Source organism: Pedobacter sp. MR22-3 (assembly GCF_026240075.1).
Classification (GTDB): domain Bacteria; phylum Bacteroidota; class Bacteroidia; order Sphingobacteriales; family Sphingobacteriaceae; genus Pedobacter.
Genome location: NZ_JAPIVF010000002.1, coordinates 306,943 through 326,377, shown reverse-complemented (window position 1 = coordinate 326,377; position 19,435 = coordinate 306,943). Strand labels below are relative to the sequence as shown.

General features: G+C 38.3%; 18 protein-coding genes. 8 read left to right on the top strand and 10 right to left on the bottom strand.

What is annotated here, in order from left to right; translation table 11 throughout:
- The first annotated feature begins 195 nt into the window (after positions 1-195).
- Both OQ267_RS05130 and OQ267_RS05125 read left to right on the top strand, forming a co-directional pair.
- Positions 196-1,668: a pseudouridine synthase gene (locus OQ267_RS05130; RefSeq protein WP_265835128.1), complete on the top strand. Its 1,473-nt coding sequence runs from the start codon at positions 196-198 to the stop codon at positions 1,666-1,668.
- A gap of 105 nt (positions 1,669-1,773) precedes the next feature.
- Positions 1,774-2,886 carry a lactonase family protein gene (locus OQ267_RS05125; RefSeq protein WP_265835127.1) on the top strand — a complete coding sequence of 371 codons (1,113 nt, stop codon included), beginning with the start codon at positions 1,774-1,776 and terminating at the stop codon, positions 2,884-2,886.
- Positions 2,887-3,113: 227 nt separating this feature from the next.
- Here the strand turns inward: OQ267_RS05125 and OQ267_RS05120 are convergent, their stop codons facing one another.
- The 4 genes from OQ267_RS05120 to tilS all read right to left on the bottom strand — a co-directional run bounded on the left by OQ267_RS05120 (position 3,114) and on the right by tilS (position 6,896).
- Positions 3,114-3,560 (bottom strand): KTSC domain-containing protein, encoded by a 447-nt coding sequence (locus OQ267_RS05120; protein WP_088301882.1) that lies wholly within the window; start codon positions 3,558-3,560, stop codon positions 3,114-3,116.
- A 206-nt stretch (positions 3,561-3,766) separates the two neighbouring features.
- Positions 3,767-4,909 carry an N-acetyl-alpha-D-glucosaminyl L-malate synthase BshA gene (gene bshA / locus OQ267_RS05115; protein WP_265819881.1) on the bottom strand — a complete coding sequence of 381 codons (1,143 nt, stop codon included), beginning with the start codon at positions 4,907-4,909 and terminating at the stop codon, positions 3,767-3,769.
- Between the two features lie 166 nt (positions 4,910-5,075).
- The gene (locus tag OQ267_RS05110) at positions 5,076-5,564 is read right to left on the bottom strand and encodes a hypothetical protein (RefSeq protein WP_010601266.1); all 489 of its coding nucleotides are present in this window, start codon (positions 5,562-5,564) and stop codon (positions 5,076-5,078) included.
- A complete protein-coding gene (tilS, locus tag OQ267_RS05105; protein ID WP_265835126.1) occupies positions 5,565-6,896 on the bottom strand; it encodes a tRNA lysidine(34) synthetase TilS in 1,332 nt (443 codons plus the stop codon).
- A 167-nt stretch (positions 6,897-7,063) separates the two neighbouring features.
- Here tilS and OQ267_RS05100 point away from each other — a divergent pair, with 167 nt between their 5' ends.
- The gene (locus OQ267_RS05100; RefSeq protein ID WP_416348654.1) at positions 7,064-9,253 is read left to right on the top strand and encodes an OstA-like protein; all 2,190 of its coding nucleotides are present in this window, start codon (positions 7,064-7,066) and stop codon (positions 9,251-9,253) included.
- Positions 9,254-9,370: 117 nt separating this feature from the next.
- Here OQ267_RS05100 and OQ267_RS05095 read toward each other — a convergent pair whose 3' ends face one another.
- The gene (locus OQ267_RS05095) at positions 9,371-9,943 is read right to left on the bottom strand and encodes a non-canonical purine NTP diphosphatase (protein ID WP_265835124.1); all 573 of its coding nucleotides are present in this window, start codon (positions 9,941-9,943) and stop codon (positions 9,371-9,373) included.
- Positions 9,944-10,059: 116 nt separating this feature from the next.
- The gene (locus tag OQ267_RS05090) at positions 10,060-10,713 is read right to left on the bottom strand and encodes a hypothetical protein (protein ID WP_265835123.1); all 654 of its coding nucleotides are present in this window, start codon (positions 10,711-10,713) and stop codon (positions 10,060-10,062) included.
- Between the two features lie 95 nt (positions 10,714-10,808).
- Here OQ267_RS05090 and OQ267_RS05085 point away from each other — a divergent pair, with 95 nt between their 5' ends.
- The 5 genes from OQ267_RS05085 (at position 10,809) to OQ267_RS05065 (ending at position 14,778) form a co-directional block, all read left to right on the top strand.
- Positions 10,809-11,405: a hypothetical protein gene (locus OQ267_RS05085; protein ID WP_265835122.1), complete on the top strand. Its 597-nt coding sequence runs from the start codon at positions 10,809-10,811 to the stop codon at positions 11,403-11,405.
- Positions 11,406-11,452: 47 nt separating this feature from the next.
- The gene (locus OQ267_RS05080) at positions 11,453-12,820 is read left to right on the top strand and encodes a peptidylprolyl isomerase (protein ID WP_322974778.1); all 1,368 of its coding nucleotides are present in this window, start codon (positions 11,453-11,455) and stop codon (positions 12,818-12,820) included.
- 5 nt (positions 12,821-12,825) lie between these two features.
- Positions 12,826-13,788 (top strand): AAA family ATPase, encoded by a 963-nt coding sequence (locus OQ267_RS05075; protein ID WP_265835121.1) that lies wholly within the window; start codon positions 12,826-12,828, stop codon positions 13,786-13,788.
- 114 nt (positions 13,789-13,902) lie between these two features.
- The gene (locus tag OQ267_RS05070; RefSeq protein ID WP_265819887.1) at positions 13,903-14,442 is read left to right on the top strand and encodes a hypothetical protein; all 540 of its coding nucleotides are present in this window, start codon (positions 13,903-13,905) and stop codon (positions 14,440-14,442) included.
- Between the two features lie 135 nt (positions 14,443-14,577).
- Positions 14,578-14,778: a hypothetical protein gene (locus tag OQ267_RS05065; protein ID WP_265835120.1), complete on the top strand. Its 201-nt coding sequence runs from the start codon at positions 14,578-14,580 to the stop codon at positions 14,776-14,778.
- 51 nt (positions 14,779-14,829) lie between these two features.
- Here OQ267_RS05065 and OQ267_RS05060 read toward each other — a convergent pair whose 3' ends face one another.
- The 4 genes from OQ267_RS05060 to cysS form a co-directional block, all read right to left on the bottom strand.
- Complete coding sequence (locus tag OQ267_RS05060; protein WP_265835119.1) at positions 14,830-15,714, bottom strand: glycerophosphodiester phosphodiesterase family protein; 885 nt, start codon at positions 15,712-15,714, stop codon at positions 14,830-14,832.
- 140 nt (positions 15,715-15,854) lie between these two features.
- Positions 15,855-16,712 carry a DUF4440 domain-containing protein gene (locus OQ267_RS05055; protein WP_265819889.1) on the bottom strand — a complete coding sequence of 286 codons (858 nt, stop codon included), beginning with the start codon at positions 16,710-16,712 and terminating at the stop codon, positions 15,855-15,857.
- A gap of 80 nt (positions 16,713-16,792) precedes the next feature.
- Entirely contained in the window at positions 16,793-17,776 is a 984-nt protein-coding gene (locus OQ267_RS05050) for a M28 family peptidase (protein WP_265835118.1), read from the bottom strand.
- 70 nt (positions 17,777-17,846) lie between these two features.
- The gene (gene cysS / locus OQ267_RS05045; protein ID WP_265835117.1) at positions 17,847-19,307 is read right to left on the bottom strand and encodes a cysteine--tRNA ligase; all 1,461 of its coding nucleotides are present in this window, start codon (positions 19,305-19,307) and stop codon (positions 17,847-17,849) included.
- Positions 19,308-19,435 lie beyond the last annotated feature (128 nt).

The window sequence follows — 19,435 nt, the reverse complement described above, 5'->3', positions numbered from 1 at the left end:
ACAGTTACACAATTAAGCTCAAAAAACAGGCGCTAAAGTGCTTTAAACGTGGATTTTAAATTTTGAATTTTGACCGATATTACCTATATTAGAGGCTATTTTTTTATCTGATTTTCTGCCTACTCAATATTGTAATACTCATCAATTTTTCATAAATTTGCAACCCGCATTTCAGGATGCGGTTAAAAGCGTATCATGATAAATAAAAACAACAGGAACAGTCGGGATGACAAGTCCAAACCGGGTAGCCGGAAAACTGATGGCAGAAGTAATTCAGCCGGATCTGACAGAAAAAGATCAGACGACAGAGACAACAAATTCAACAAATCATCCGATTCAAAAGACAACTTCAGACCTAGAAGTTCAGAGGGTAAAGATTTTAAATCAAAATCATTTAGCGACAGAAAAGATTCCAGACCAAGAACAGGCGGGCGAGATTTCAAATCAAAAGATGCAGAGCCACAAAGCTTTAAATTTGGCGATCGTGAATTTAAATCTAAAGACACCGGAGCAAAAGAAGAACGCAGTTACAAACCCAGGGAAGGTGGATCAAGAGATTACAAGCCGAGAACGGGTGACAGAGACTTTAAATCAAGAGATGGTGGAGCAAGAGATTATAAACCAAGAACAGGAGAACGCGACTTCAAGTCTAAGGATGGAGATTCGAGAGATTTTAAACCGAGAACTGGCGACAGGGATTTTAAATCAAGAGGTGGAGAACGCGACTTCAAACCCAGAGAAGGCGGATACAGAGATTATAAATCGAGAGGTGAAAGAACTGATGACTTTAAGCCAAGTGCCGGAAGTTCAAGAGATGTAAAACCTAGAGAACCAAGAGAAGGTGACACTCGTCCGTTTAGAAAACGTGAAGAAACACAACCAAGAGATACCGAATTTAACCGTCCGGAGCGAACTGTTATTGCGCCAGCACGTAAAACAAATGAAGATAAAGGCTTAATTCGCCTGAACAGATATATTTCCAATGCAGGGATTTGCTCGCGCCGTAAGGCTGATGAACTTATTGCTGCCGGCGTAGTTTCTGTAAACGGCGAAGCTGTTACGGAATTAGGTCATAAAGTAGATCCTTCGAAAGATCTTGTGCGCTATAATGGCGAGCTGCTTAAGCGTGAGAAAAAGGTTTATGTGTTACTGAATAAACCAAAAGACTATATTACCACGACAGATGATCCGCAGGAACGCCGTACCGTCATGCAGTTAGTGGACAAAGCAAGCCGTGAACGGATTTATCCGGTTGGCCGCCTGGATCGCAATACAACAGGATTATTGTTGATGACGAATGACGGTGAACTGGCTGATAAATTATCGCATCCAAAGAACGGAATCACTAAAATCTACAATGTTGAACTAGACAAAGCATTATCGCAGGGAGACCTGAATAAAATTGCTTTCGGCTTAGAACTCGAAGATGGATTGATTAAACCGGATAACATTTCTTATGTAGCGGGTGGAACGAAAAAAGAAATCGGCATCCAGATTCACAGTGGTAAAAACAGGATTGTTCGCCGTATTTTCGAACATCTAGGTTATAGCGTAGATAAGTTAGACCGTGTAGTTTATGGCAATTTAACAAAGAAAGATTTGCCTCGTGGCAGATGGCGTTATTTAGAAGATCATGAACTGATCCAGATTAAACACTTAATAAAATAATTTTAAAGGCAATCGTAAAGGTTGCCTTTTTTGTTTGTCATTAAATTAATTTAGGAATTGCCTCAACAAATTTTTCTCATATTTGTTGCTAAAGCAGGTCATCTTATGAAAAAATATATTGGATTATTCTTAATGTCGTTATTATCAACCATTGCAACTGCACAACAAACCCATTACAACTTGGTCATCGGCACCTATACCGCTCCTGGTAAAAGTGAAGGAATTTACACTTATGATTTTGATACCAATGCAGGGAATACAGCGTTAAAAAATATCACAAAAGGCACGGCTAACCCGAGTTACCTGGCTATTTCTGCTGATCAAAAATATGCATATGCTGTAAATGAAACTGGTGAAACCAGCGCTGTTACGGCCTTTAAATATGATGCCATAACCGGAGCATTAACTTTCATCAATAAGGTAGATAGCCATGGGGCTGATCCATGTTTCATTACAATTGATGAGCAAAATGTAATTATTGCAAATTATTCTGGCGGCAGTTTAGCTGTATTTTCGCGTAAAACTGATGGATCTTTAAGTGAAGCCGTTCAGGTGATTCAACATACAGGTAAGAGTATTGACCCTAAGGGCAGGCAAAAAAGTGCACATGTGCATATGGTTAAGTTCACTCCAGACCACCGGTATTTAGTGGTAAATGATTTGGGCGAAGACCAGACTTACATTTACAGCTATAATAAAACCGGGAAGGACAAAACCCTTGTTGAGAAATCAATTATTAAAACCAATGCAGGTACAGGCCCAAGGCATATTGTTTTTAGTCCGGATGGAAAATTCGCCTACCTGGTTCATGAATTTAACGGGCGCATAACCGCATTTAGTTATTTGAATGGTCACTTAAACAAATTACAGGAGATCGGAACCACGGCAAAAGATTTTACAGGTGCTATTGATGCGGCTGATATCCATATTTCTTCAGATGGGAAGTTCCTTTATGAAACCAACAGAGGTGATGCCAATAGTATTTCTGCCTTTTCTATTCTTCCCAACGGCCAACTTAAATGGATTGAAACGTTAAGTACTTTAGGTAAAGGACCAAGAAATTTCACCATTGATCCGAGTGGAAAATTTTTATTGGTTGGCCATCAGTATACCAATAACGTTGTGATTTTTAATAGAGATGTTAAAACAGGTAAATTAACGGATAGCGGAAAAAGGATTGATGTTGGCGCACCGGTTTGTTTGGTGTTTGATAAATAAGTTCCTTCAAGTAGATCCTGAATCAAGCTCGGGAGGACGACCGTTCATAGTTGGTGCATTTAAGACTCCGTAAAACAATAACCGCATTAAACGCTTTCTATAAACAATCGCTACAGCCTACTCATCCTGAACTTCATTCAAGGGCTTAATGCTTGATATCCCTGTTACTCTGAATACAAAAAAGACCCGCTTTTCAACGGGTCTCTAATCAATATTTTAAGTTTAAACTAAGCAGGTTCTGCTACCTTAGCCACATTACGATAAGGGAATGAATTACAGATGTGACGACGGGCAAAACGACCAGGAGAATCGGCATTCACTAATTTAATGTAGATGGCTCTGGGCACATCAAAGTATTCATAAGCACTTCCATCAAAAAACTGAATATTCAAAACTGATTGTTTGTACTCAAAATCTAAAATATTAGAATTTGTTATCGTATGGTTATATGTCTCAATGTTTTGCTCACGGGTTTCCGGTGCAATACTTACCAGGAAATGGTAAGCTTCTATAATTTCTTTACTTCTAGCTTCTGCCGCTAATTTCTCTTCCTCTACCTGGAATTTATCAGGGTGATACTCTTTCATTAGGGTGCGGTAAACCGACTTAAGCGCTGCAAGCTCGGCCGTTTTATCTACGTTCAAAAGCTTTCTGTAATCTACTATCTTTTTCATTTGGCGCAAAGGTACGATTTATAATGATTTGATTTTGAGAAAGTTTAATTTGATAATGATTTCTTTATAAGAACCTTACGTCATAAATTTGTTCAACAGATTTTTATTCCTATATCGAATATATCATCAGAAAAAGATTTCAAATATTTATATCCATAAAAAAGTCGCCAGGCAACCCAGCGACTCACTTTTTTGATCAATTAAACTTATTTACTATGCTGTAAAGCATTTTCTATAACTTCCCTGTAAAACTCTACGTAAGATGGCAGAATCTTTTTCAAATCAAAATCCTGCGCCCTTTTAAAAGCATTTTCTTTGAACTGCTTTAAAGTATCGTCGTCTTTTAAAATAGCAATAGCATTAGCAGCCATTGCATCTACATCACCAACATCGCTCATATAACCACAGAAACCATTTACATTTAATTCTGGTAAACCGCCGGCATTTGTAGTAATGGCTGGCACTTTACAAGCCATAGCTTCCAGTGCGGCTAATCCGAAACTTTCAGACTCTGAAGGCATTAAAAACAGGTCAGAAACAGAAAGGATTTCTTCTACAGCATCCTGTTTGCCCAGAAATCGTACATTTTCTCCAATATTTAAATTTCGACAGAGTTGTTCATCATAAGCACGTTCTGGTCCGTCACCTACCATCAACAGTTTCGAAGGAATTACGGCCTGAACTTTTTCGAAAATTCTGATTACATCTGCGGTGCGTTTCACTTTTCTGAAATTCGAAGTATGAATCAGGATTCGCTCGTTATTTGGCGCAATTGCCTTTTTAAAGTGATCTTTAGCCTGCAAACTAAACCTGGTGAAATCAATAAAATTAGGAATAACCTTAATGTCTTTTTTGATCTCGAAATGGTTATAAGTGTCTTCCCTCAAGTCATCCGAAACAGTAGTCACCCCATCACTCTGGTTGATAGAAAAAGTAACCACCGGTTTGTAGGTCGGATCTTTACCTACAAGCGTAATATCTGTTCCGTGTAAAGTAGTCACCACCGGGATATGGATACCATAACTGGCCAGAATCTGTTTGGCCATAAAAGCAGCTGAAGCATGTGGAATGGCATAATGAACATGCAACACATCCAGCTGTTCAAAACGAACAACGTCAACCAGTTTACTGGCAAGTGCAGATTCATATGGTGCATAATCAAAAAGCGGGTAATCTCTTACGGAAACTTCGTGATAAAATAAATTTGCAGAGAAAAAATCCAACCTGGCTGGCTGGCTGTAGGTGATAAAATGAACCTGGTGCCCTTCATTTGCAAGTGCCTTTCCAAGCTCTGTTGCAACGACTCCACTACCGCCAAAGGTTGGGTAGCAAACAATTCCTATCTTCATTTATAAATGCGTTGTTGTTGCCACAAATGTAGCCGATTTTAATCTATAATATGTGTCGGGGTATTGCAATAAAAACTTTGGTCAGTCAGGCCGTAGATTCGTAGATTAAGTTTTCTAAAAAAAATTATAGCACAATCAGTATAAGCAGTTTAATGCGTCAATTTAATTATTTTAAATTTCTCATTTCCTCTTTAATCACCAGAAAAAGTTCATTTGGTCTTTGGGTGCCAATAAAATATTCCAGCCCATCGCGATCAGTTAATACTACGGCATCTTTACCAGAGGAGTAAAAACGGATGGTGCCTTTGGTATGCAGGTTATAAACCGGGTTATTAAAAAAATAACGGCTATAAGTAGCCTTACGCACATCAACAATACTGTTCAAATCAATCTTTACGCGTTTTGTTGTCCACAACCCATCCAGTATCATACTTCCGTTATCCACAATGATTTTATACTGAATTAAGAAAAGCAACAGCATGGAAACACCAATGATTCCAAAACCCACTACCAGAAAAAGATCTTGCGTATTATCGCGGTCACGCTCGTAAACATAAGCAGCAAAGCAGAAGGCGGCCATAATTAACCTGATGAAAATGCGAACATAATCCCGACCAATGTATTGTTTTTCGATATAGGCGTATTTGCTTTCCACTTAATAATTTTCGAGTTCGAATATAGCAACTTTTTTTGTTGCTGTAGTTAATTTATATCGATTATCCTGCCGCATACCTGCAACCCAGATAATATCTCCGTTTCCGTTTACCAGGATGGGCGTGTTATGCTTGACGTGCAGCGGCACTTTCTCATCAATAAAAAAATCACTGACCTTTTTAAACATCTTCATGCCTAGTGGAATAAATTTATCACCATTTTGCCAATTTCTAATCACCAAAGGGAAAATAAGTTGATCAGCATTTACGAATGCTTTCTCCGCATTGACCTCAAACTTTATTTCGGTGGAATAGTGTACAAAAATAGTAGCATCCCCAAAATCAATTTTAGCTGTAGCAGGATGAACAAACTGATTAAGAAGGTTACCGGCATGCTTTTCTACAATCACCAAATCGTTCCTGTTGATAATCGCCTGATGCGTGGAACTGAAAAAATGCGTTCCGCTCACTGCGTTTAAACTATCTAAAATCTCTTCAGCTACAGTGGCTGTAAAATGATAGGGTTTTAGCAACTCATACAACAGGAGCTTTTGCGGATTCAATCTGGCAATTTCATCTAAGGCAATATACAGGCCATCAACCTTTTTGTGGATTAATTTAGTTCGGAGTTTAGCCACCTCCAGTTCCAGGAAGTTTTCAAGTTCCGTAAAGCGGGCCATATTTTCAGCAAAAGTTTTCTCAAGGTTGGGATTAATATCCTGTAAATGCGGAATCACCTGTAGCCGCAGTTTATTCCGGGTATAGTGCGTACTTACGTTAGAGCTGTCTTCTACAAAAGAAATATTTTCTGCTGTTACAATTTCATCAATCTCTTCCCTGCTTAAAAACAAAAGCGGACGGATCAGATGTTGTTTTTTTGGTAGAATGCCATGCAAACCACTGATTCCGGTTCCGCGAATCAGATTAATCAACACCGTCTCAATGGCATCATTCTGGTGCTGTGCTAAAGCAATATAATCATACTCATGTGCCAGCCTGATCTCTTCAAACCAGGAATAACGCAAATAACGGGCAGCCATCTGCGTAGAAATTTTATTTTCGGCTGCATATTTTTTAGTATCAAAATGCGTTATATGCAACGGAAGATCAAGGGTTTCAGCAAGTATTTTAACGAAATTTTCGTCGCGTTGCGCTTCATCACCCCTTAAATTAAAATTACAATGTGCCACACCAATATTAACGCCTATCGCCTTAAACAAATGCAACATCAATACAGAATCTTTTCCTCCGCTAACGGCTAAGAGAATCTTGTTACCACTGCTAAACAACTTGTGTTTTGTGATAAAATCCTGAAATGGAGATAAGGGTAACATCCACCAAAAATATTTAATTTTAACTGGTATTCCGAACGTTCGGAACAAAAAACTAACTTTGTAGGGTGCAAAAAATATTTGTTTTTATATTTCTTTTAATCAGTCCTATTTTACTATTCGGCCAAAAGCAGATTAAAATTGTTTCATACTCCAAAATTAACGGAGATATGAAAAACAGCATTACATATCTTAGAAATCCGGTTTTTCAGCAGGATAATGCCACGCTTACCTGTGATAGTGCGGTTTTTTACAACAAGCGGAATTATTTCGAGGCTTACAGAAATGTGCACATCAATCAGCTTACCACCAATATTTATTCTGAACAACTGCAATATGATGGAAACAAAAAGCAGGCCCATTTAACCGGAAATGTTCGGATGACTGATCCTACATCGGTTTTAACGACTGATATTTTAGATTATAATACCGTCAGCAAAATAGGAACTTATACCAGCGGCGGTAAAATTGTGAATCAACAAGTTACATTGACCAGTAAAAACGGCTACTATTTTAGCGGAAGTAATGATGCCTATTTCAGGTACAATGTGGTGGCGGTAACTCCTCAGGTAACCATTAAATCAGATACGCTTCGGTACAACACGCAAACCAAATGGACCTATTTTTATGGCCCGACAAATATCAAAGGGAAAGACGATAATCTTTACACCGAAAATGGCGCCTACAACACCACTACAGAAGATGCTTATTTCGGAAAAAAAAATCTTTACACACAGGGCACCAGATCACTTAAGGGGGATAGTTTATATTACTATGGTAAAATCGGCTATGGCAAGGCAGTAAAAAATATTGTGTTTTCTGATACCAAAGATAAAATGAAAATGTTTGGAGATCTTGGCTTTTACTACAAAGCGGATCAACGGACATTGGTTACCCGCAATGCTTACATGGGGATTGGCACAGAAGATTCTGTCATGGTGAAGGACAAAAAGCGCCCGGATAGTTTATGGATGGGTGCAGATACGCTTGAAACACAAATGGTTTTACAGAAAACCCTGAAACTGATTCCCAAAATTTCGATAAAATCTGACAATGAAGTGGGGGAAGATGATGAAGACGAAGGGAAAAAAGATGGTGCAGAGTCGCCTGAAGAAATGCCTGCAAAAAACACGGAAAGTAAGCTTGGCGACAGGAGAAATCAACTTTCCAAAAATGATAAGCGTGCTAAAAACAAACCTAAAGAAGACACAAAAAACACCGTGCCAATCAGTGTACCAACAACAGTTCCTATAGATTCACTGTCTAAAAAATTACCGCAGTTAAACACAGATAGTTTAAAGAAGGGAAATATATTAAAAGACAAGGCAGATAGTATTGTGAAGAGCTTACCCAAGATTAAGGCCGACACTACAGTAACTAAAGCCATTAAAACAGATAATATTAAAAAAGCTGCTGGTAAAGCAGATAGCCTGGCTAAAACAATTGATAAAAGCAATATTAAAACAGTCGGTAAAAATGTACTATCGGCCTTGAAGCCCGGCCAGGCTAAAAATGATACCACAAAATTTAATCCGGCAGATACCTTACAGGCGAGGATTATAAAGGCTTATCATGGTGTTAAAATCTTTAAAACAAATATCCAGGCCAAGACAGACAGCGTATTTTATACCAGTGCCGATTCTACCCTGCGCTGTTTTGTCAACCCCATTATCTGGTCAGAAGGTTCGCAGCAAATTGCAGATACCATTTATGTGCAGTTTAAGAATAAAAAACTAAATAACCTCCAGGCCATCAGAAATGCATTTTTAGTGAATACACCTAAAGATTCATTAAGATTTAATCAGATTAAGGGGCGTTTAATGACTGGCTTTTTTAGTAAGGGAAAACTAAAAACCATGTATGTGGATGGTAATGCAGAAAGTATTTATTACACGCAGGATGACAGCACAAAAGTATATAAAGAAATGAACCAGACACTCAGTAGCCGGATTAAGTTTATTTTTCAGGATAATGAGAACGACATTCAGGATATTGTATACATCAAAGGGGTTGAAGGTGCTTTAAATCCGGAGAGTAAGGTTTCTAAAGATAAGGTACTGAAAGGTTTCTCATGGAAACCCAAGGAACGTCCAAAGACCAAAAAAGACGCTATAGGATCATCAGGGAAGGCAAAACCTAAAACCAAAGCAAAAGCAACCGCACCTGTAAAACCGAATGCTGCAGGTAAAACTATCGCACCTGGTAAAGCCGTTTCCTCGCCGGCTAAAACTGGTAAAGAAGTAAATTTAAACCTGAATAAAAACTTGCCTGCTGGAAAATTAGCTGATACGGCTAATTTTGGGATCAAACCTATTTTACCGAAAGCAGATTCTTTAAAGAAAGTAATTCAAAAATTATAAGTTTAAGATGTACCTGAGAAAAAGTACTACTAAACAAAATTTTCCATCTATCAGTTGGTGCCTCCAACTTAGGCAGGTTGGTGAGACAATAACTTCTAGGTTAGATTAAATGATCCATTATCCTTTCAAAAACTCCATCATCTTTTTCAGTGCAATGGCCCTATGGCTGATTTTGTTTTTCTCCTCCATCTCCATTTCAGCAAAGGTAATATCATAACCATTCGGCTGAAAAATAGGGTCATAGCCAAATCCTTTAATGCCTGATAAGCTTTCTCTGATGGTTCCTTCAATTACCCCTTCAAAAATATGGTTTTGCCCAGCGATCATGAGTGAGATCACCGTTTTAAATTTTGCCCTACGATTGGTCTGCCCTTTTAATTTCTGTAAAACCAGCTGCATGTTTTCTACCGTATCTCTGCTCCCACTGTAACGGGCAGAAAAAATACCAGGTTCATTGTTTAAGGCTTCGATTTCCAAACCGCTGTCGTCGGCAAAACAGTCAAGTTTAAAATTTTTTACCACATAACTGCTTTTTAGTGTGGCATTGCCTTCAAAAGTATCGGCCGTTTCCGGAATGTCTTCAGTACAACCAATATCATTCAGGTTTAAAATTTCATACTGGCCAGCAAGTGCCAGGCGGATTTCATCTGTTTTATGTTGATTGTTGGTGGCGAAAACGAGTTTATGCATTAGGATTAAGTGCTTAGGTAGTTAGGTTTTTGATAAAGTTGTGCAACTGATGTTATAAAATAACCTGATTAATTGACTTACACAATATTTTGATAATCGATACGAACAACTTGTTACTATTTAATTTTCTGGAGATTTGCCCAAAGCAGCTTCTTGGCACCTAAATCACCATCAAGATTGTGCAGATTCGGTGCAAAGATTATCCGAGTAGTTTCATGTTTAATAATTTCATTTTGCCATTCGTATTCCAATTGTAAATCAGCAATTTCAACACCGAAAGAAAGCATAATTACAGGTTTGAAAAACTGGTGAAAAGATGCAAAGGTAGTGCCTGGATAATTAGCATAATTTACCAAGGCAAAATCAGCAGTTCCTAAATCTATAGCTTTTACAATTTTCCGAAGTAATTCTTTACCCTGTTCAGTGCTCACATCATTCGTTCCATCATTCACCAAAATCAAAACTGATTTTTTATTTCCGCCTAAAAACTTAAATGATTTTTCAGTCGCTGAGTCTGCTATATTAGGCAGAATTTCCCCGTTTTCTGTTTTGTTTTTGGGTATTTCGATATCCTTAGGCAAAGAAATTTCCGTATGAACCAAGGGTACAGCAACATTAGTATCTACTTTACTTACAACAGAAGCCTCCTCTAAAACAGGCTCTGCAGCAACATGATGCGATATTTCCACACTTTCATCTTTCACTAAAAATACTTCTTCAGTAAAAAATAAACGTAAAGCGTTCGCATTGTTGGTAAGCTGGTTTTCCATTCGTATTTTTGCAGGATAATAATTTCTGTTAAAATTAGTTAAATATCTTATAATAGCGCCGCTTATTGTTACTTTTATCCTTTAAAATTTACAGAGTGCTCCATGTAAAAAAGGCTTATGGCTTATTCGTTTTCGGCTTTATTTGCAGTTATTCGTTTGCCCAAAACGTTGCTGTAATTGATGCTAAACCCATAAGTTCAAAGGAATTTCTCTGGGCTTATAAAAAAAGCCACAAGGGTAGCGTAAGTTCAGATTATGCTGAGTTAGCATCCTATCTGAACTTGTATATAAATTTTAAACTGAAAGTTTTGGATGCCCGCGAAATGGGGCTGGATAAAAATCAGGTATACCTGGAAGAAATTAAGGCTTATGAAACTGCGTTGGAAACCCATAAAAAAAATAACGGGGTCAATAAAAACCACGACTTTTTGCTCAACGAATACCGCGAAGGTGTTTTAATGTTTAATGTTTCTGAGCAGAAAATCTGGAGTAAGGCACAGGAGGATGAACAGGAGATCAGGGATTTTTACCAGGATCACAAAAAGAACTATCATGCACCTTTAAGTGAAATCAGAGGCGAAGTGATCGCAGATTACCAGCAAGACCTGGAAGAAAAATGGCTTAAAGGCCTGAAACAAAAATATCAGATTAAGGTGAATGAAAGCGAATTGAAAAAACTCACCAAACCTTAAAAACTGATACTGAATACGTATAATAATTGCAAAATATAAATAATAGAATGAAAAAAGTTTTTTTAGCAGTAACCGCATTAACTTGCTTATTTTTAAACAGTTATGCTCAAACGGGAAAACATAACATTGATAAAGTTGCTGCTGTTGTAGGAAATAACATTGTACTCCTTTCTGATTTAAATCAACAATACACACAATATCTTTACCAGGGCAATCCTGCAAATGAGGATGTTAAATGTAAGATTTTACAAAACACACTTACCCAGAAACTTTTAAAGCAACAGGCAGAAATCGATTCGGTTATGGTTGAGGATGGCCAGGTTGATGATGAAGTGAATAAACGGATGCGTTACAGTATGCAGCGTGCAGGCGGTCAAGAGCGTTTAGAACAGTTCTTAAACAAATCTGTATTGCAGTATAAAGATGAGATCAGACCGTCAGTAAAAGATGAATTGATTGCTCAGAAAATGCAGGCAAAAATTACCGAAAACATTAATGTCACACCAATGGAGGTTGAAAAATACTTCAAAAGCCTTGGCGATAGTATTCCGGAATTTAACACTGAAGTGGAAGTTGGAGAAATTATCTTAGACCCGAAACTAACCAAAGCAGAGAAACAAAGATTTCATGATAAGATTGAAGCCCTTCGTTTAAGAATAAAAGGTGGTGATGATTTTGGTGTTCTGGCTAAAACCTATTCTGAAGATCCAGGCTCATCAGCTGATGGTGGTGATTTAGGCTTCTTTGACCGGAGTACCATGGCGAAAGAATTTACAGCCTGGGCTTTTAAACTTAAAGCCGGCGAAATGTCGCCTGTTTTCGAAACTGAATTTGGTTTCCACATTTTACAGGTCATCGAACGTAGAGGTGAGCAGGTTCATGCCCGCCACATTTTGATCAGACCTGCAACCACGCCAGAAAGTTTAACCCGTTTGCAACTTCATGCAGACAGTATTTACAATAATATTTCTTCCAAGAAAATCAGCTTTGCTGCTGCTGCAAGTTTATTCTCTGACAATAAGGAAACGAAGTTTAATGGCGGAATGAAACTGAATGCTGAAGATGTTCAATCCAGAAGTACATTCATTCCGATTGATAAATTGGAACCTTCTGTATTTTTAGTGATTGATACCATGAAAATTGGCGGTATTTCTAAACCAAATTTATATACCGGTGCTGATGGGAAACAAGGTTATCGCATTCTATACCTGAAATCGAAAATCCCACCGCATAAAGCCAATATGGCGCAGGATTTTCCAAAAATCAGAGATGCTGCACAACAAGACAAAATAAGTCGTACATTAAGCGAATGGTTTGAGAAACGTCGTGAAAGCACTTATATTAAAATTGACGATGAATTCAACACTTGTAATGAGTTAAAAATCTGGACTAAAACCTCCACAGCCGCAAAATAAAACGAATGCAGTACAAAAATGAAGTAGAAGCTGTCAACGCACTTCACCTGGCTTTCAATAACATTAAAGCTGAAATTGGTAAAGTGGTTGTTGGGCAAGATGAAATCATCAAATCTGTTTTAATCGCCATCTTCAGTAACGGACATTGTCTGCTGGTTGGCGTTCCCGGATTGGCTAAAACCCTACTCGTTCAAACTGTAGCTGCAGTACTGGATCTGGACTTTAACCGGATTCAATTTACACCGGATTTAATGCCAAGTGATATTATTGGCGCAGAAATTTTAGGAGAAGACAGGCACTTTAAATTTATCAAAGGGCCTGTTTTCTCTAATATTATCCTGGCGGATGAAATTAACAGAACGCCTCCAAAAACACAGGCAGCTTTATTGGAAGCCATGCAGGAGAAATCGGTTACCGCCGCTGGCCAAACCCATACCTTACCAAAACCATTCTTTGTTTTGGCTACTCAGAATCCAATTGAGCAGGAAGGTACTTATCCCCTGCCCGAAGCACAGCTGGATCGCTTTATGTTCAATATTCAGTTAAATTATCCTGCTTTCGCAGATGAACTGAACATTGTTAGAAACACAACCAGCAACAAAACCGTAGCCTTACAAAAAATCATTCATGCAGAAGATATCCAGTATTTTCAGCAACTGATCAGGAATATTCCGGTTACGGACAATGTACTGGAATATGCAGTGAAACTGGCTTCGAAAACCCGCCCCAATAGTGAATTTGCAACAGAGGCGGTAAATAAATACATCAGTTGGGGTGCTGGTCCAAGGGCTTCACAGTTTCTTGTTTTGGGTGCGAAATGCCATGCCGCTGTAACGGGAAAATATGCTCCGGATATAGAAGATGTTCAGGCGGTTGCAGAACCGATTCTTCGCCACCGAATTGTTCGCAATTACCGTGCGGAAGCAGAAGGCTTATCTATTGAGAAGATTATCAAAGATCTTTTCTAGCATCTTTGGTTTAACATAATACCTTCTTAATTTTCATTTTCCAGGTAGTACTTTTTATCATTTGTTTATTTTGATATCTTTAAACATAAATTGTTTAATCCTAAAAACATTCAGATGAAAACCAAAGCATTCACCCTTTTTATCCTGTTTCAATTGTTATTAGCAACTGCTTTTGCTCAAAAAAATGCTGGCTTAAACACTTTACTAGATAAAAATGCTGAATTTATTCTCCCACAAACCACTGATAAAATTTCTGCAGCTTTACATGCAAAAACCATTATTACAGATGATGAGAATGATGGAGAGCGATATGCAGAATGGATTACCTCATCAGGTTTAGGCGTCTACACCAATATCGGAGATAAGAAGACAGTCAATGATATCTGGTTCAGTATTCCCGACGATCGGTATCTCATCCTTTCAGGCTTGCCTTTTAATCTGGTACTGAATAAAACGACAATCGATGAGGCCATGGCTAAATTTAAGAAGTATAATGTAAAAAAGTCTAAACTTAGTGATGGCAGCTTCTATTCAAATGGTACAAAGCTGCTTTTTAAAAAAGGTCGTCATTATATAACCCTATCCTACAATGATCAAAACCTGTTAAAATCGCTATCTATTATGCGCTTCATTCCTGATCCGGCAGCCGGATAATTAATTTACATTTAAAATGAACAAGCATTAATTATCTGCACGACAAATCACATTGTAAATCTTTATTTTATATTTTTTGTTATTATCTTTACCACACTTATCACAGCATTCATTTAAAAATCAAAAATATTAGATATGTCAGCTCACGATTCACACGCTCCGGTTCTGGAAACAAAAGGGATTTGGACACTACCTTTAGCCGCATGGATTATTGTTTTAATTCTTCTTGTAGCATTCACCAGACCAATTTTTCATCATGCAGAAGAATCAACTTCTCATGAGAAAACGGAGAAACCACATTCAAAAGCTGAAGAGGGCGAGGCATCTCACCACTAGAAAATTACAGGAATAAAAAAAGCGATGATATCATCGCTTTTTTTATGGATTTTATTTCACCTGATGCATCAGATTGGGAAAATCAGTAATGACACCGTCTACCCCCAGGCTCATAAAATACTTCAGATCCTTAACCGTATTCACCGTCCATGGAATGATTTTAATACCCATTTCATGGCAACGATCTACCAGGCCTTTGCCAACCAAAACCGAATATGGGCTATAGATGGTAGGTTTAAAACCTAATTTTTCAATATAATCCTCAAAAGGTTCTTTCTCATCAATGAGTAAGGAAGTTTTCACTTTAGGATATTTTTCATGTAGATATTGTAAGGTTCGCATATCAAAAGATTCGATGATTACCCTTTTAGCGATTTTTTTAGCATTCACTACATCCATAATCAATTCTACAAATTCTGCAGGCTCCGGATGGAATTCATTATCGCCATTTTTGATGGTTTTGGTTTCAATACTGTAAACCGGTTTGGCTAAGCGATGTTCCTTTACATAGGCTTCTACAGCATCTATCGTTTCGGAGAGCAAAGGTTTGTAAGCCTTGAATTTCATTTGCCCTGGAAAACGGGCATGGATCTTACTTCCTACATCAAATTTTTTCACCTGCGCATAATCCATCTGATAAATATTGTAGTTTTTCTGATCCTTAAAAGAAATGGGCTTGCCATTGGGCAATAATGAAATTTCATTGTTAAAATAAGGTTCCTGAGATAAAACAACCTGTTTATCCTTTGAAATTACCGCATCCATCTCTAATGTGGTTACGCCTAAATCCAGGGCTTTCAACATGCCTTCAATTGTATTTTCGGGCATAATGCCTCTCGCTCCTGCTTTGCCCTGAACATCAAACTTCCTTTTTTGTGCCGACGCCTGAAAGAACAATAGCATGATAGCAGATAGGATAAATAGTTTTTTATGCATAAATTTTGTTTTTAGGGTAAACGTAAAACCCGGATTTAAGTTGTAAAATAATTAGGATAACAGGTTTGCATTCTTCGCCCGTTAGAAATAAAAAAAGCTTTCCTTTTACAGAAAGCTCGTTTAATTCACATTTTAGGTTACTATCTTTCAGCGGGAACAAATGCTTGTACAATCAGGTTCCAGCTCGCATCAGCGGCTTTTTCATATACGAAAACGTAATTAAAACTTTCGCGTAAATCTGCTTTATAATCTATGGTGGCTACTCCGAAGGTATAGGCTAAATCACTGCCCAAGGCTTTATCTACGCCTGTGGTTTTCAGGTTGATTTTACTAATCATTCCGTTATAAAACGAAACAATTTTACCTTTCCCGGTGATCAGGTCATTACCTGGGAATAGCACTCTTGCATCATCTGTCAAGAAACCACCAAAAGCCGCAACACCATGCGTTTTTAAAAAGGTATTCAAGGTTTTCTCAGTGGTGAGAATAATATCCTTTCCGGCTTTAATTTCTTTTTCATTTAAAAACTTGGGTGCAACATGATCTTTCGGTTCAATAAATTTTGCTGCGGTTTGACCCAGCGGCTTGTTGCTTGAGGTTTCCAAATCAATAGCCAGCTTCCATTTACCATTTTCTGATTTCCAGATGGATAAATATTGGCCATATTTTTTCTCTGCACCATCAACCATATACGGACCGGTAGTAAAACCTAAATCACCACTGTGTGAAACCTGCGCTAAGTTAGGCTCCCAGGTAACTGATTTTTCGCTATTGGTTTGGGCATTATAATATGTTTTTACATTAACCGGATTTGGTCGAAACACCAAAGCACTCGCTAATGAATGTGCCAGATAGGCATCTTTATCGCCACTTTTTGCAACCGATTTTGCGAAATCTTTTTCTGCATTAACCAGAGATTTTGTAGTTCCATCATTTTTTTGCGCAAATGCACTCAGCGCTAAAAGTGATACGATTGCTGTTGAAAATATTGTTTTCATTATATGTGTTTAAGTATAGTTGTGCGAATATAAAATTTTATCAGTTCGCTGACTTTAAAAGTAATTAACAATTACACAATTTATTTTTCGCGAAAGATGGTTTCCAGTACGGTTTGTCCGGTAGCTTTAAGCGTATTCCGATCAATATTGGCCAGGTTATCCAACTGTGTATGCCAGTTGATATAAAAACCACTGTTATCGTTATAATGGATAATATCTATTGAAGGTACACCAGCCTTATTCATCCAGAAATGATCATCAACCAGTTTTCCGCTGGGCAGATTTACAAAATAGGAACCATAGCCAATCTCATTACCAATAGCCCATACATTGTTTACCACAGCCGGTGCCGACTGCCGTGAAATTTCATCCTGCGTAAATTGTGCATTACCGCCGCCAACCATATCCAGATTGATACCATAACGGGCTTTATAGCCTTTTGCGATGGCATTTTTAGACCAATACTGAGAGCCTAAACACCAGGTTACCTCATCTGGTGTTTCATCATTTGCTTTACCGTAGTCTTCCAGATCCCACAGCACAAAATCGACACCTACATTGGGCTGTTTTTTCTCGATCTGGCGAGCCATTTCTAAAATTACGGCTACGCCACTGGCACCATCGTTCGCCGCATCAAATGGTTTATCATGATTCGATGGATCAGTATCCTGATCAGAAAACGGACGGGCATCCCAATGTGCGGTAATGAGCACCCTTTCCCTCTTCTCCGGATTAAAACTGGCCTCAATATTTTTCAATTGAAAAGTTTTCCCATCGTAAGTCCTGGTTTTTTCACCTGTTATTTTGACTGTCGCACCAAAAGATTTAAGCTTAGCCACCAGGTAATCTGCACATTTCTGATGCGCTGGCGTACCCGGAATACGCGGACCAAAATCAACCTGGACCCTGGTATAAACGTAGGCACTATCAGCATTAAATGCTGGCGAAACCAATTTGATCTCCTCACTGGAAGAACTTTCAGTAGCTTCAGTTTTTGATTTGTTTTTACATCCCTGAAATGCCATAAATCCAATTAATGGGATGATTAAAAGTTTTTTATTCATTTGGTAAATTTTATAGCTGGCCATTTAATCAGGCAGACGCCATACTCCCGACCTAAGACTCCCGACTTAATTATGCCTTACTCCAGGTTGTTCCTTCTTTACTATCTTTCAATTGAATGCCCAGTTCCTGCAAACCAATTCTGATTTTATCAGATGTAGCATAATCCTTATTGGCCTTAGCCTCTGTACGCAGATCAATCACCATATCCAACACACCATTCAGATCATTACTTCCGGCATCTTCATCTTTTAGTCCGAGGATATCAAAAACGAAGTCGTTGATCAATTGCCTTAACTGCTCCAGCTGATCTGCAGAAATTTTGGCTTTTCCATCATATACTGTGTTGATAATTCTAACGGCTTCAAATAATTCGGCAATTAAAATCGGGCTGTTAAAATCATCGTTCATTGCATTGATGCACTTCTCTTTGATTCCTTCTATATTAAAGTCACTTGTGTCGGATACGGTTAATTTATCCAGCAAACTAATCGCGGCCATTAGCCTTCTGAAACCTTTTTCAGAAGCATCCAAAGCATCATTTGAAAAATCCAGTGTACTGCGGTAGTGTGCCTGAAGCATAAAAAACTTAACCGTCATCGGGCTATAGCCTTTTTTCAGTAGCGGATGATCACCAGTGAATAATTCTAAAGGGAGAAAACCGTTCCCGGCAGATTTGGACATCCGTGTACCATTTACCGTAAGCATATTGGTGTGCATCCAGTAACGGGCAGGCTGTTTATGGCTGCAGGCTTCAGATTGCGCGATTTCATTGGTATGGTGTGTAGCTGCAAGATCCATCCCACCGCCGTGAATATCAAATTCATCGCCCAGGTATTTAGCGCTCATGGCTGAACATTCGATGTGCCAGCCTGGAAAACCCAAACCCCAGGGCGATTGCCATTGCATTAAGGTTTCTGGTTTTGCTTTAATCCATAAGGCAAAATCTAAACGGCCGCGTTTTTCATCCTGGCCACCCAATTCACGGGTGTTATTGAGCATATCCTCCAGATTTCTGTTGGTGAGGATGGTGTAATTATATTCCTTGCTGTATTTTTCAACATCAAAATAAACATTGCCACCAATCTCGTAACCGTAACCATTGGCGATAATAACCTTAATCATTTCAATCTGCTCGATAATGTGACCGGTTGCTGTAGGTTCTATACTCGGAGGTAAAGTATTAAACATGCGTAACACATCATGAAAACCTAAAGTGTATTTCTGTACAATTTCCATAGGCTCCAACTGTTCCAGTTTAGCACGTTTGGCAAATTTATCATCCCCTTCATCGCGATCACCTTCCAGGTGGCCGGCATCGGTAATGTTACGCACATAACGAACCTTAAAACCTAAATATTTAAGGTACCTGAAAATTAAATCGAAAGATATAAAGGTACGGCAATTGCCTAAATGCACATCGCTGTAAACTGTAGGGCCACATACATACATGCCCACATGGTTTGCATTAAGTGGTTGAAAAAGTTCTTTCTTACGTGAAAGCGTATTATAAAGCTGTAAGCCAGTATTCATATTGCAAATGTAATATTTACCAGCGTAAAGTTTGAGGAATGAAAAATTGTTTAACCAACTGAATGGTTAATTGACAATTCTTCAATGAAAAGGATAGGTGAAATTGGCTATCAACTACGAAAAAAGTT

Bases quoted from the DNA above. Each gene is read 5' to 3' on its own strand.
- OQ267_RS05130 (WP_265835128.1), top strand. From the start codon at position 196: ATGATAAATAAAAACAACAGGAACAGTCGGGATGACAAGTCCAAACCG.
- OQ267_RS05125 (WP_265835127.1), top strand. From the start codon at position 1,774: ATGAAAAAATATATTGGATTATTCTTAATGTCGTTATTATCAACCATT.
- OQ267_RS05120 (WP_088301882.1), bottom strand. From the start codon at position 3,560: ATGAAAAAGATAGTAGATTACAGAAAGCTTTTGAACGTAGATAAAACG.
- bshA (WP_265819881.1), bottom strand. From the start codon at position 4,909: ATGAAGATAGGAATTGTTTGCTACCCAACCTTTGGCGGTAGTGGAGTC.
- tilS (WP_265835126.1), bottom strand. From the start codon at position 6,896: ATGTTACCCTTATCTCCATTTCAGGATTTTATCACAAAACACAAGTTG.
- OQ267_RS05100 (WP_416348654.1), top strand. From the start codon at position 7,064: ATGAAAAACAGCATTACATATCTTAGAAATCCGGTTTTTCAGCAGGAT.
- OQ267_RS05095 (WP_265835124.1), bottom strand. From the start codon at position 9,943: ATGCATAAACTCGTTTTCGCCACCAACAATCAACATAAAACAGATGAA.
- OQ267_RS05090 (WP_265835123.1), bottom strand. From the start codon at position 10,713: ATGGAAAACCAGCTTACCAACAATGCGAACGCTTTACGTTTATTTTTT.
- OQ267_RS05080 (WP_322974778.1), top strand. From the start codon at position 11,453: ATGAAAAAAGTTTTTTTAGCAGTAACCGCATTAACTTGCTTATTTTTA.
- OQ267_RS05075 (WP_265835121.1), top strand. From the start codon at position 12,826: ATGCAGTACAAAAATGAAGTAGAAGCTGTCAACGCACTTCACCTGGCT.
- OQ267_RS05070 (WP_265819887.1), top strand. From the start codon at position 13,903: ATGAAAACCAAAGCATTCACCCTTTTTATCCTGTTTCAATTGTTATTA.
- OQ267_RS05065 (WP_265835120.1), top strand. From the start codon at position 14,578: ATGTCAGCTCACGATTCACACGCTCCGGTTCTGGAAACAAAAGGGATT.
- OQ267_RS05060 (WP_265835119.1), bottom strand. From the start codon at position 15,714: ATGCATAAAAAACTATTTATCCTATCTGCTATCATGCTATTGTTCTTT.
- OQ267_RS05055 (WP_265819889.1), bottom strand. From the start codon at position 16,712: ATGAAAACAATATTTTCAACAGCAATCGTATCACTTTTAGCGCTGAGT.
- OQ267_RS05050 (WP_265835118.1), bottom strand. From the start codon at position 17,776: ATGAATAAAAAACTTTTAATCATCCCATTAATTGGATTTATGGCATTT.
- cysS (WP_265835117.1), bottom strand. From the start codon at position 19,307: ATGAATACTGGCTTACAGCTTTATAATACGCTTTCACGTAAGAAAGAA.